Below are 12,445 nucleotides of genomic sequence, written 5' to 3' on the forward strand. Positions count from 1 at the left end.
ACCGTCACCCCGGCCTTGGGCCGGGGTCCACCGTGCCGTCGGGAACTGCCGTCAGCGGCTCCAGTCCAAACCCAACGGCCAGGTCGTTCCACATTGGGTTCTGCCGTTCGATCAGGTTGCGCTTCCATTCCCGTCGCCAGCGCTTGAGCTGTTTCTCTCGGCGGATCGCGGCTTCCATCGTGTCGGCGACCTCGAAATAGACGAGACGGTAGATACTGTATTTCTTGGTGTGACCATCGAATGTGCCGGCGCGATGCTGCAATATCCGGCCGAGCAGGTTGGAGGTCACGCCGACGTAGGTTGCGCCGTTGTAGTGGTTGGCGAGGATGTAGACGGTAGGTATTCGCTCGATCATCGGGCGGCATGATGTGCCGCCCGGTGGACCCCGGCACAAGGCCGGGGTGACGTATGTATGTTTGGCGAACGGTCGGGACTACTTCGCCCCGTACCCATCATAGAGCAGGCCGAAGAAGTCGCCCTTGTTCCACCGCGGGCGCTCGTCGGCGTCGGCGATCTCGCGGGCGATGCGGTAGTTGATGTCGACGAAGCGCACGCCCTGCGCCCAGTCGAGCGACGGGTGCCAGGGCTCGTCCTGCGGCTTGTGGTAGCGGTTGGCGAGGAAGTCCTCATAGGCCGCCTTGCCGCCGCCGGCATAGCCCGGCCACAGGAACACGCTCGGGATGCCCTGCTGCACGAAGCGGTAATGATCGGAGCGGACGAAGAAGCCCTCGTCCGGCATCGGATCGGGGCTGAGCGCGACGCCCATCGATTGGGCCGCGCGCTGCACCAGTGGGCCCAAGGTCGAATGGTCGGCGCCGAATGCGATTACGTCCTCGAACTTGTAGGTGATCAGCGGCATGTCGAGGTTGACGTCGGCGACCAGCCGGTCCTTCTCGACCGTCGGATAATGGGCGAAATAGTCGGCGCCGACGAGACCCTTCTCCTCCGCCGTCACCGCGAGGAACAGGATCGAGCGGCGCGGCGGCTTGCCCGAGTCCTTGAAGCGCTTCGCCTCCTCGATCAGCGCGGCGATGCCGACGGCATTGTCCTCGGCGCCGTTGTAGATGGTGTCGCCGTCGACCGCACGGCCGACACCGACATGGTCGAGATGGGCGGAGAAGACGACGACCTCGTCCCTAAGCTTCGGATCGCTGCCCGGGAGCAGGCCGGCGACGTTCCAGCTCGGCAGCGGGGTGACCGCGGTGTTGATCGCGGCCTTGAGCGTGCCAGGTAGCAGGAAGGGCTTGAAGCGCGTCTCGCTCGATTGCGCGCCCTTGGCGACCTCGGCCCAGCGATTGGCGAACAGGCGCTGGGCGAACGCCGGGCTGATCAGGCCCAGCATCGGCGCCCGGGGCGAGGGATTGAAGCCCGTGCCGTCGGGATGCGCCCACGTGATGCGCGGGCGATCGAAGAAACTCGCCGTGCGCTCGAAGCCGCCGCGGCCGCTGCCGGCGTCGACGCCGATCACGCCGACCGCGCCCTTGGCCTCGGCGATCACCGCCTTGGTGGCAGGGCTGCTGAAGTGCGCGCGCAGCTCCGGCGGGAAGCTCGCGGGGGCGCCGTTCAGCAGGAGCACGATCTTGCCGCGCACGTCGATGCCGGCATAATCGTCGCGCTTGGCCGTCGGATCGACGATACCGTAGCCGGCGAAGGCGATCGGCGCCTCGACCAAGGTATTGAGCTTTGCCGGGTTGGTGGTCGGGATATAGTCTTTGCCGAACTCGAGCGTCGCCGCGGGACCGGTCTTCGGCGTCCAGACGAAGCTGCCCTTGTCCGCCGGCTTGACGCTGATCAGCGGCACCCGCTGGAGGAAGCCGCCGCTGTCGCCGGCCGGCTTGAGGCCCGCCGCATAGAATTGCGAGGCGACATATTGCGCGGCGATGTCGAACTCCGGGCTGCCGGCGTCGCGGCCGCGCATCTCGTCCGAGGCGAGGAACATGACGTGCGCCTTCATCGCCGCCTCGGCCGGAGGCAGATCGGCGTAGAGGATGGCGTTGCGCCGCGCCGTCTCCTCGGCTGAAAGCTGTTTGGTGGCGGGGGCGGGTTCCGGAGCGGTCTGGGCGAGAGCGCCGGTAGCGGCCGCGAACGCGACGAGGAGAATGGAAAGCGTACGCAAAGGGGGCCCCTCGGGGAAAAGCGTCTGACCACAGTGGCCTAGCAGCACCATGGCAGGCTGCGCAATTCAGTGGTGGCGCAGGCCCCTAGGGGCAGTTGGTTTTGAGTTGCGGATCTTCCGTGACCCGGTTTCCAGTCGTCACCCCGGCCTTGTGCCGGGGTGACGGTGAGGAGGGTTGGGATGTCAGCCATCCCCTCAAATGTCGATCCGCCCTAAGCGGCAGTCGACTGCGGGGCCTGCGCAGGCGGGATCGACTCCAGGGCCTCCGCGAGCGGCGACGGGTTCTCGCCCGTCATCACGCCGGGATGGCCGAGCAGGAAGCCCTGGACCTCGTCGCAGCCCTCGTGCGCCAGCACCTCGAACTGTTCCTGCGTCTCGATCCCTTCCGCCAGCACCGGGATCGACAGGCTCTTGCCGAGCGCCAGCACCGCGCGGAGGATCGCGGTCGATTGCGGGCTGCCGGCCAGCTCTGCCGCGAAGAAGCGGTCGAGCTTGATCTTGTCGAACGGGAAGGCGCGCAGCGTCTCGAGCGAGGAATAGCCGGTGCCGAAATCGTCGAGCGCCACGCCGACGCCGAGCGCCTTGATCTGGCGCAGCACATGGAGCGCCCGCGCGCGATCGGCGACGATCGCGGTCTCGGTGAGCTCGATCTCGAGCCGGCGCGGCGGCAGGCCGGTCTCGAGCAGCACCTGGTGGAACAGCCGCGGCAGATTGGCGTGGGCGAGCTGGAGCGGCGAGACGTTCACCGCCACCTTGGATCGATGGTCCCAGGCCGCTGCGTCCGTGCAGGCGCGCCGCAGCACCCATTCGCCGAGCGCCAGGATGAAGCCGTTCTCCTCGGCGATCGGGATGAAGGTCGACGGCGGGATCGACCCGCGTGTCGGATGCGTCCAGCGCAGCAGCGCCTCGTAGCCGGTCACCTCGCCGCTCGCGACCGAGGCCTGGACCTGGTAGTGGACCTCGAGCTCGTTGCGGTCGATCGCGCGGCGCAGGTCGTTCGCGATCTCGCGGCGGTCGCGGATGACGTCGTCGAGCTCGGAATCATAATAACAGGGCGCCGGTGCCCCTTCGCTCTTGGCGCGGTACATGGCGAGATCGGCGTTGTTGGCGAGCATCTCGGCGTCGTCCCCGTCATGGGGATAGATGGCGATGCCGATGCTGGCGCCGAGCCGCGCCTCGAAATGGCCGACGGTCAGCGGCGTCTTCAGCGTGGCGTCGAGCCTGTCCGCCAGCGCGGTGAGCTGGGCACGGTCGGCGAAGCGGGTCAGCGCGACGAACTCGTCGCCGCCGAGGCGCGCCACCATGTCGCCCGGGCCGAGTGCCTCGCGCAGCCGCGCCGCGAGCCGAATGAGCACCTCGTCCCCCGCCTTGTGGCCGTGGACGTCGTTGATCTCCTTGAACCGGTCGAGGTCGATCGCGAGCACCCCGAGCCGGCCGCCGGTGGCGCGTGCGATCTCGACCTCGCGCTGGATCTCGGCCTGGAAGGCGACGCGGTTGGGAAGACCGGTCAACGCGTCATTGAGCGCCATATGGGTGAGCTTGCGCATCGCATCCGACCGCGTCTGACGATCGATCAGCCACGCGAACACGCTGGCGGAGATCACCATCATCCCGACCATCGCCGTCGCCCAGGCGAGCGCGCGCACCTCGCGAGCGTCGAGCGGCGTGTCGCTCAGGACGAGGGGGGTGACGCTCATCGCCGTCATCGCGACGAAGTGCAGCGTCGCGATCGCCACCACGATCAATGCGGTGGCGATCGCCAGCCGATGGCGGCCGATCCGGTCCGATCCGAGCACCGCCATCGCAGCGGCGGAGAAGACGTGAGGCGCAGACGATCGACACCGCGACATAGGTGAGGTCCCATGTCACCAGCCCATCGACGCGATAGGCGGCCATGCCGGTATAGTGCATCGCCGAGATGGCGCCCCCGAACCCCGCACCGCCGAGCGCGCCCTGGAGCGCGGTCCGCTCGCGCGTCGCCAGGTAGATCGCGGCGAACGAGCCGGCCACCGCCACCACCAGCGAGGAGATCGTCAGCACCGGATCGAGCGTGACGGGCGCGCCCGCCTCGAACGCCAGCATCGCGACGAAATGGGTGCACCAGATGGTGGCGCCGGCCGCGATCGCGGTGAGGAAGGCCCAGCCGAGGCGCTGGAGGCCCGGCGCATGGCTCGACCGCTCGCACATCTGCACGATCGCGAATGCCCCCGCGCAGCAGATCGCGACCGCGAGCGCCACCAGCCACGGGTCATGTTCGGTGGCGATGCACAGTGCGACCTTGATCATCGATTTCAGCCTGGAAGCGATCGGGAGGAGCTATCAACCTACCCTGTGCGCGCTGGCTGGTTACGACCCCGTAAAGAAACCGGTATCTGCGCCGGCACGGGCGGGCGCCGCTTCGTCCGCCTGCGCGACCGCCTCGCCGACCAGGATCAGCGTCGGGCGGTCGTCGGCCAGCGCGCGGACGGCGAGCGGGAGCAGGTCGAGGCGGGTGCGCAGGCGGCGCTCGTGGGGCAGGCTGACGTCGCAGGCGACCAGCACCGGCGTGGCGGGGTCGAGGCCGGCGGCGATCAGGTTGCGGCTGATGTCGGGCGCGGCCGAGCGGCCCATGTAGAAGGCGGTGGTGGCGCCGGGGTCGGCGAGCGCCCGCCAGTCGAGATCGAGCGGCTCGCCGGCGCGGGCATGGGCGGTGACGAACTGGACGCGGCGGGCGAGGCCGCGCAGCGACAGCGAGATGCCGGCCGATGCCGCGGCGGCGCTGGCGGCGGTGACGCCGGGGCAGATGCGCGCGCGGATGCCGGATGCGGCGAGCGCCGCCATCTCCTCGGCGGCGCGGCCGAACATGGCGGGGTCGCCGCCCTTCAGGCGGACGACGCGCTCGCCGGCCAGTGCGGCGTCGACCAGCAGGCGGTTGATCGCGTCCTGGCCCTGCGAGTGACGGCCCGAGCGCTTGCCGACAGGGACGCGACGGACATGGGCGGGGATGAGATCCAATACGCCGGGGCCGACCAGCGCGTCGTGGAACACCACGCTGGCGGTGCGGAGCAGGCGCTCGGCCTTGCGCGTCAGCAGCTCGGGGTCGCCGGGACCGGCGCCGACCAGCCAGACCTCGCCGGGCATGAAGTCCTCGTCAGCCATGGGCGGTGGTCCTTTCCTCCTCGATCAGACGGCGGATGGCGGGGCGGCACGAGCCGCAGTTGGTGCCCGCCGACAGCGCCGCGCCGACCGCCTCGACGCTGGTCAGGCGCTGGCCGACGATCGCGTCGACGATGGTCTTGAGCCCGACGTCGAAGCACAGGCACACGATCGGCCCGCGATCCGGGGCCGCGCCCGGCGGTGCGCCGGCGAGCAAGGCGGGGCCGGCAGCCGCCTCGCCGATCTGGGCGATCAGCCAGTCGCGGGAAGGGAGCAAGCCGGTACGCGTCACGAACAGCGCGGCGGCGAGCCTGCCCCCCTGCAGGACGGCGATCCGGCGGGTGCCGCGCGAGTTGTCGAGCGCCTCGATCCGCTCGCCCTTCGGCAGCACGGCGTCGAGCCGGTCGGGCTCGCCGCTGCCGGCCAGCTCATAGAGCAGGCCGCCGGGGACACGGACGCGCGTTGCCCAGAGGCAGTCGGGCGGACGGATGTCGCCGTCGGCAAGCAGGAAGCCGCGCCAGTCGACCGCTACCGGCGCGATCGAGGCGGGGGTCGACTTGAAGCCGGGCTGGCCCGAATGCGGATCGGTGAGCGGGCGCGGCAAGAGGCCAGTGCGGCCGCCGGTCGACTGGCGGTCGGTCCAGTGGATCGGGGTGAACAGCTCGCCGCGACGCTGGCCGGTGCTGAGCGTCACGCGGAACAGGCTTTCCCCTTGCGGAGTGGCGACGCGCGCGAGGCCGCCGTCGGTCAGGCCGAGCGCGGCGGCATCGTCGGGGTGGACCTCGACCAGCGGCTCCTCGCGGTGGCGGGCGAGCTTGGGACTCAAACCGGTGCGCGTCATCGTGTGCCAGTGATCGCGGTAGCGGCCGGTGTTGAGCGTCAGCGGCCAGCGCGCGAGCGGGGCCGGCAGCGAGGTCTGGCGGACGGGGATCAGGCGGGCGCGGCCGTCGGGCGTGGGGAAGCGGCCGTCGGCGAAGGGCGTACCGCCCCAGGTGAAGGGCGCCATCTCGTCATAGGCCTGGTTGCCGATCGGGGCGTGGCCCTTGAGGTTGAACAGGCGGCGGCCGTCGTTGCCGTAGGCCGAGAGGCGGGCGTGCTCGCGGAAGATCTCGGCCGGGCGGTCGTAGGCGAAGGCGGTGCCCCAGCCCATGCGGCGGGCGACCTCCTTGACGATCCACCAGTCGGGTTTCGCCTCGCCGGGCGGCGGGAACAGCGGGCGCTGGCGGCTGACGCGGCGCTCGGAGTTGGTGACGGTGCCGTCCTTCTCGCCCCAGGCGGCGGCGGGGAGGCGGACATGGGCATGGGCGCTGGTGTCGGTGTCGGCGATCACGTCCGACACCACGACGAACGGGCACGCCGCCAGCGCCTCGCGCACGCGACCGGCGTCGGGGAGCGATACGGCCGGGTTGGTCGCCATGATCCACAGCGCCTTGATCCGGCCTTCCCCCACCGCGCGGAACAGGTCGACGGCCTTGAGGCCGGGCTTGGTCGCCATGCTCGGCGCGGCCCAGAAGCGGCGGACGCGGGCGACGTTCTCGGGCGCGAAATCCATGTGCGCGGCCAGCGTCGAGGCGAGCCCGCCGACCTCGCGGCCGCCCATCGCGTTGGGCTGGCCGGTGATCGAGAAAGGCGCGGCGCCCGGCTTGCCGATGCGGCCGGTGGCGAGGTGGAGGTTGAGGATCGCATTGACCTGGTCGGTGCCGGTCAGCGACTGGTTGATGCCCTGGCTGAACATCGTGACCGTCCGGGGATGCGCCGCGAATAGGTCGTAGAAGCGCCTGAGGTCGGCCGGCGGCACGTCGCAGGTGCGCGCGACCGACCACAGATCGCTCCCCTCTCCTATCGTTTCCCAGAAACCGTCGGGCACCGTCACGCTCGCGGCGAGGAAGGCTTCGTCGATGAGGCCCTCCGCGCGGCAATGGGCGAGCAGGCCGTTCATCAGCGCGACGTCGCTGCCCGGGCGGATGGCGAGGTGGAGGTCGGCGTCCTCGCAGGTCTCGGTGCGGCGGGGGTCGATCACCACCAGCCTGGTGCCGCGCGCGGCGCGGGCGGCCTGGATGCGCTGGTAGACGATCGGGTGGCACCAGGCGGTGTTGGAGCCGACCAGCACGACGAGGTCGGCGGCGTCGAGGTCGGCGTAGCTCGCCGGCACGATATCCTCGCCGAACGCGCGGTTATGGCCGGCGACCGCGCTCGACATGCACAGGCGCGAGTTGGTGTCGATGTTGGCGGTGCCGATGAAGCCCTTCATCAGCTTGTTGGCGACGTAATAGTCCTCGGTCAGCAGCTGGCCCGAGACGTAGAAGGCGACGCTGTTCGGGCCGTGCTCGGCGATCGCGGCGCGGAAGCGGCGGGCGACGAGGTCGAGCGCCTTGTCCCAGCTCGCGCGGCGCTTGCCGATCATCGGGTGGAGCAGGCGGCCCTCGAGACCGACCGTCTCGCCGAGATGGGTGCCCTTGGAGCAGAGGCGGCCGTGGTTGGCGGGGTGATCGGGGTCGCCCTTGATCGCGACCGAACGCTCGCCGGTGGGGGTGGCGAGGATGCCGCAGCCGACGCCGCAATAGGCGCAGGTGGTGCGGATGGGCGTAGTCATGGCTCCTCCCCGGCACGGGGAGGGGGACCGAGCCGCGTAGCGGCTTGGTGGAGGGGGCTCTCGTCGAGCGAGTCGGTGGCGGAGGGCCCCCTCCACCATTCGCTGGCGCGAATGGTCCCCCTCCCCGTGCCGGGGAGGATCTGGGGGGCTTCCCTCACGCCGCCGCCTTCAGCGCGCCGGTGCGGCAGATGAGGACGCGGCCGGCGTCGATCTTGACGGGGATCGTCGGGGTGCAGCCCTTGTCCTGCCCCTGCGCCTCGCCGGTCGCCAGGGCGATGGTCCAGTTGTGCAGCGGGCAAGCGACGCTGTGGCCGTGGATGATCCCCTGCGAAAGCGGACCGCGCTTGTGGGGGCAGCGGTTGACCAGCGCGAACACCTTGTCGTCGCCGGTGCGGAACACCGCGATCTCCTCGCCGCCGTCGACGGGCACGGTGCGCGCGCCGCGCAGCGGGATCTCGTGCAGCCAGCCGATGTCGAGCCATTCGCCGATCATGCCAGTTCCTCCTCGCGGATGGGTTTGAACGCCGCCATGTGCGCGTGTTGCTCGCGGGCCTGGCCGGCGGCGCGCTCGGCCCAGGGATCGTCCTGGCTGAAGCGCTGGGAATGGAGGAAGCGCTCGGTGAGCGCCTGGCGGCCCTCGTCGTCCTCAACGATGCGCGACTTGATATAGTCGAGGCCGATGCGCTCGATCCACGGCGCGGTTCGTTCGAGGTACCGCGCCTCCTCGCGGTAGAGCTGGATGAAGGCGGCGCAGTAATCGAGCGCCTCCTGCTCGGTCGCGACCTTGCACAGCAGATCGGTGGCGCGGACCTTGATCCCGCCGTTGCCGCCGACGTGGAGCTCGTAGCCCGAATCGACGCAGACCACGCCGAAGTCCTTGATCGTCGCCTCGGCGCAGTTCCTGGGGCAGCCGGACACCGCGATCTTGAACTTGTGGGGCATCCATGAGCCCCAGCTCATCCGCTCGATCTTCACCCCCAGCCCGGTCGAATCCTGCGTGCCGAAGCGGCACCATTCGGAGCCGACGCAGGTCTTCACGGTGCGCAGCGACTTGCCGTAGGCGTGGCCGGAGACCATGCCGGCGGCATTGAGATCGGCCCAGACCGCGGGCAGGTCCTCCTTCCTGATTCCGAAGATGTCGAGGCGCTGGCCACCCGTCACCTTGACCATCGGCGCGTTGTATTTCTCGACGACGTCGGCGATCGCGCGCAGCTCGCGGGGGTTGGTGAGGCCGCCCCACATGCGCGGGACGACCGAATAGGTGCCGTCCTTCTGGATGTTGGCGTGCATCCGCTCGTTGACGAAGCGGCTCTGCTGATCGTCCTGATACTCGCCGGGCCAGGCGCAGAGCAGGTAATAGTTGAGCGCCGGGCGGCACGACGAGCAGCCGTCAGGGGTCGACCAGTGCAGCTTCTGCATCACCTCGGGGATCGACTTCATGTCCTGCGCGACGATCTCCCGCCGGACGTCGTCGTGGCCGAAGCTGGTGCATTTGCAGAGCGTCTTCGGGCCTGCTTCCACAGCGTCGCCGAGGGTGATCGCGAGCAGGTTTTCGACGAGGCCGGTGCAGGAGCCGCAGCTTGCCGATGCCTTGCACCCGGCGCGGACCGCGTCGAGACTGCATGCTCCGGCTTCGATGCAGGCGACGACCTGGCCCTTGCTGACGCCGTTGCAGCCGCAGATCTCGGCATCGTCCGAGAGCGCCGCAACGGCCGCCTTAGGGTCCGCCTGCCCACCTCCTGAGGCATAGGCCTGACCGAAGATGAGGAAGTCGCGCAGGTCCGTGATGTCCTCGCGCTTCTTCAAGAGGTCGAAATACCAGCTGCCGTCGGCAGTGTCGCCGTAGAGGACGGCGCCGACGATGCGGTCGTCCTTGACCACCACCCGCTTGTAGACGCCGCGGCTGGCGTCGCGCAGCACGATGTCCTCGGCGCCGTCGCCGCCCGCGAAGTCGCCGGCGGAAAAGACGTCGATGCCGGAGACCTTGAGCTTGGTCGAGGTGACCGAGCCCCTGTAGCCGGTCGGCTTGCCCGTCAGCCCGTCGGCAAGGGCGCGGCACATCTCCCAGAGGGGAGCGACCAAGCCGTAGACCTGCCCGTCGTGCTCGACGCATTCGCCGACCGCGAGGATCGCCGGGTCGGAGGTGACCATATGGTCGTCGACCTTGATGCCGCGGCCGACCTCCAGCCCGCAATCGCGGGCGAGCGCGACGTTGGGGCGGATGCCGACCGCCATCACCACCAGGCTCGCCGGGATGGTGCGGCCGTCCTTCAACCGCACGCCCTCGACCGCGTCGGTGCCGACGATCTCGGCGGTATCGGCGCCGGTGAGGATGGTCTGGCCGCGCGCCTCCAGCGCCGACTTGAGCAACCAGCCGGCGGCTTCGTCGAGTTGGCGTTCCATCAGGGTCGACATGAGGTGGAGTACGGTCACCTTCATGCCCCTAAGGCTGAGGCCATGCGCCGCCTCCAGGCCGAGGAGGCCACCGCCGATCACCACCGCGTCGCCGCCCTTGTCCGCCGCGGCGAGCATCGCGTCGACGTCGTTCATGTCGCGGAAGCTGATCACGCCGGGCAGGTCCTTGCCCGGCACCGGGATGATGAAGGGATCGGAGCCGGTCGCGATCAGCAGCCTGTCGTAGGCGACGGTGCGGCCGGCGCGGGAGGTGACGGTCCTGCCCACGCGATCGATTGCCGCGACGGGATCGCCGGCGATCAGCTCGATGCCGTTGTCGCGGTACCAGTCATGGCCGTTGATGACGATGTCGTCGAAGCTCTTCTCGCCCGCGAGCACGGGGGAGAGCATGATGCGGTTGTAGTTGACGCGCGGCTCGGCGCCGAAGATCGTCACCTGGTAGCGGTCCGCGTCGCGCGCCAGCAGCTCCTCGATCGCACGGCAGCCGGCCATGCCGTTGCCGACCACCACCAGCCGCTCGCGCCGCGCCGGCGCACCGGCGGATTCCTCCGCTGCCTCCGCCGTCCAGCCGTCGCCCGTAAAGTCCATGTCCCAAGCTCCAGAACGCGAAAAGGCCGCCATGCGAGCCGCCGGAAATCCCGGCGCCCGCATGGCGGCCTTGCCAATTCACCCTGGCCGGCGGTGAAGCCGGCCGATGCGCCGCCGGATCCCGTCGATGGGAGCGGCAGCTATGTCCCGTTCGAGCGACCTTGCCCGAGTCCGTGCATGATGCTGATTCGGAGGCGTAGGTTCAAGAGGAAATTTTGCGGCGCAGCATTCGGACAAGCTCCTCCCCGGCACGGAGAGGGGGACAAGACGCGAAGCGGCTTGGTGAAGGGGGCCCCGCCACAAGCGATATCTTCGGCGGAGGGCCCCCTCCATCACCGGCCTCCGGCCCGCGGTCCCCCTCCCCGTGCCGGGGAGGAGCTTTTTACAGCGCCCAGTCCACTTGCAGCCACAGCTTGCTGGTGTCGGCGGCGAAGCGTTTGGCCTGATAGTCGGCGTAGCGCACCGACAGCGTCGTCTTGCCGAGCTTGCCGCTCGCGAGCAGGTCGATCTCGTCGCCGTAATGACGGACGAGCCGATCGCTGTCGAAATGATGATAGACGGCCTGGAGCGATACCGCGGTGAACGGGCCCAGCCCCTTCCAGCTATGGCCGAGGTTGCCATAAAGATCGCGCACGCCGTCCGGGGGGGTAGTCACCAGCTTGTCGGCCCAGCCCTGGAACTTGAACACCGAGCCGAGCGGCGCCTGGAACGAGGTGAGCGCGACGCCCTTGTCGGCACCCAGCACCTCGTAGCCGCCGCCGAGCTTCCACCCGCCGATGCCGAGGGCCGCGTCGATCAGGTAATAGTCGGCGCGATAGTCGTTCGGGTTGTGGTGATAGTCGGCCTGGGTGGCATAGCTCGCCTGCCAGAACAGCTTCACGTCCTTCGCCAGCGGACGCGAGCCGGCGAGGCGGGCGCCATAGGTCTGGCTCGATAGGCGGAAGCCCTGCACCGCGGCCTCGTCCTGGTCGACGAGATAGGCGAAGCCGGTCAGCGTGCCGAGCGGCGTCGCGTAGCCGAGGTTGGCGAAGACATTGTCGCCCGACACCGCCTGCTGGCGCGCGTCGTGGCCGTCGATGCCCCAGATGGTGCGCACGCTCCAGGCGTAGCTGAGGTCGGCCTTGAGGCCCTTGAGCGGGGTCCATTCGGCGCGCACCGCGTCGAAGGTCTGGCCGTTCTGGCGGAAGTCCGCGGCGCCGACGAAGCGCTCGTCGTCGAGGGTGATCCGCTGGCGTCCTGCGGTGAGGGTGAGCGCGGGCGAGCGATATTGGAGCTGCGCGCGGTAGAGCGCGATATCCTGCGGATCGTTGATCAGCGGCCGCGTCGCCGCGCCGTGCAGCCCGTCATAATGGTCGCCGGCGATCGAGAGCGTGCCCTGCGCCTCGACCAGCGCGCTCCAGCCGCCGCTGGTGGCGGAGACGCCGGTGCGGACGCGGGCGGTCAGCGCGCCGCTGTCGTCGGCGAGGTCGTCCTGATCGACCTGTTCGTAGCGCAGCCGCGCCTCGGCGAGCGGTTTCAGGGTGATTTCCTGCGCATAAGCCGGCCCTGCGGCGGCCAGCGCGGCCGCCGTTACGACGATCTTCCGCATCGATACCCCC

General features: G+C 69.7%; 9 protein-coding genes. All 9 read right to left on the reverse strand.

Features of this window, described 5'->3' with window-relative positions; translation table 11 throughout:
- Nucleotides 1-4 precede the first annotated feature (4 nt).
- The 9 genes from AC2YHA_RS11605 to AC2YHA_RS11645 all read right to left on the reverse strand — a co-directional run bounded on the left by AC2YHA_RS11605 (nucleotide 5) and on the right by AC2YHA_RS11645 (nucleotide 12,435).
- Complete coding sequence (locus AC2YHA_RS11605; protein WP_487401621.1) at nucleotides 5-355, reverse strand: GIY-YIG nuclease family protein; 351 nt, start codon at nucleotides 353-355, stop codon at nucleotides 5-7.
- 78 nt (nucleotides 356-433) lie between these two features.
- On the reverse strand, nucleotides 434-2,116 hold the full coding sequence (locus AC2YHA_RS11610) for a M28 family metallopeptidase (protein WP_487401622.1): 1,683 nt from the start codon (nucleotides 2,114-2,116) through the stop codon (nucleotides 434-436).
- 212 nt (nucleotides 2,117-2,328) lie between these two features.
- Nucleotides 2,329-3,735, reverse strand: coding sequence for a putative bifunctional diguanylate cyclase/phosphodiesterase (locus AC2YHA_RS11615; protein ID WP_487401738.1), 1,407 nt, complete (start codon nucleotides 3,733-3,735; stop codon nucleotides 2,329-2,331).
- Nucleotides 3,632-4,402, reverse strand: a complete 771-nt coding sequence (locus tag AC2YHA_RS11620; protein WP_487401623.1) for an MHYT domain-containing protein — start codon at nucleotides 4,400-4,402, stop codon at nucleotides 3,632-3,634. The genes AC2YHA_RS11615 and AC2YHA_RS11620 overlap by 104 nt, the downstream gene beginning before the upstream one ends.
- A 60-nt stretch (nucleotides 4,403-4,462) precedes the next feature.
- Nucleotides 4,463-5,254, reverse strand: a complete 792-nt coding sequence (gene cobA / locus AC2YHA_RS11625) for a uroporphyrinogen-III C-methyltransferase (RefSeq protein WP_233785099.1) — start codon at nucleotides 5,252-5,254, stop codon at nucleotides 4,463-4,465.
- A complete protein-coding gene (locus AC2YHA_RS11630) occupies nucleotides 5,247-7,844 on the reverse strand; it encodes a molybdopterin-dependent oxidoreductase (RefSeq protein ID WP_487401624.1) in 2,598 nt (865 codons plus the stop codon). Before AC2YHA_RS11630 ends, cobA begins: the two co-directional genes overlap by 8 nt.
- A 154-nt stretch (nucleotides 7,845-7,998) precedes the next feature.
- Nucleotides 7,999-8,337: a nitrite reductase small subunit NirD gene (gene nirD, locus AC2YHA_RS11635; protein ID WP_487401625.1), complete on the reverse strand. Its 339-nt coding sequence runs from the start codon at nucleotides 8,335-8,337 to the stop codon at nucleotides 7,999-8,001.
- Nucleotides 8,334-10,847, reverse strand: coding sequence for a nitrite reductase large subunit NirB (nirB, locus tag AC2YHA_RS11640; RefSeq protein ID WP_487401626.1), 2,514 nt, complete (start codon nucleotides 10,845-10,847; stop codon nucleotides 8,334-8,336). Before nirB ends, nirD begins: the two co-directional genes overlap by 4 nt.
- Before the next feature lie 382 nt (nucleotides 10,848-11,229).
- The gene (locus tag AC2YHA_RS11645) at nucleotides 11,230-12,435 is read right to left on the reverse strand and encodes an alginate export family protein (protein ID WP_487401627.1); all 1,206 of its coding nucleotides are present in this window, start codon (nucleotides 12,433-12,435) and stop codon (nucleotides 11,230-11,232) included.
- Nucleotides 12,436-12,445: the final 10 nt, after the last annotated feature.

The sequence above is a fragment of the Sphingomonas sp. SRI_018 genome, assembly GCF_057586275.1.

Bases quoted from the DNA above. Each gene is read 5' to 3' on its own strand.
- cobA (WP_233785099.1), bottom strand. From the start codon at position 5,254: ATGGCTGACGAGGACTTCATGCCCGGCGAGGTCTGGCTGGTCGGCGCC.
- AC2YHA_RS11630 (WP_487401624.1), bottom strand. From the start codon at position 7,844: ATGACTACGCCCATCCGCACCACCTGCGCCTATTGCGGCGTCGGCTGC.
- nirD (WP_487401625.1), bottom strand. From the start codon at position 8,337: ATGATCGGCGAATGGCTCGACATCGGCTGGCTGCACGAGATCCCGCTG.
- AC2YHA_RS11645 (WP_487401627.1), bottom strand. From the start codon at position 12,435: ATGCGGAAGATCGTCGTAACGGCGGCCGCGCTGGCCGCCGCAGGGCCG.
- AC2YHA_RS11615 (WP_487401738.1), bottom strand. From the start codon at position 3,735: ATGGTCGGGATGATGGTGATCTCCGCCAGCGTGTTCGCGTGGCTGATC.
- AC2YHA_RS11620 (WP_487401623.1), bottom strand. From the start codon at position 4,402: ATGATCAAGGTCGCACTGTGCATCGCCACCGAACATGACCCGTGGCTG.
- AC2YHA_RS11605 (WP_487401621.1), bottom strand. From the start codon at position 355: ATGATCGAGCGAATACCTACCGTCTACATCCTCGCCAACCACTACAAC.
- nirB (WP_487401626.1), bottom strand. From the start codon at position 10,847: ATGGACTTTACGGGCGACGGCTGGACGGCGGAGGCAGCGGAGGAATCC.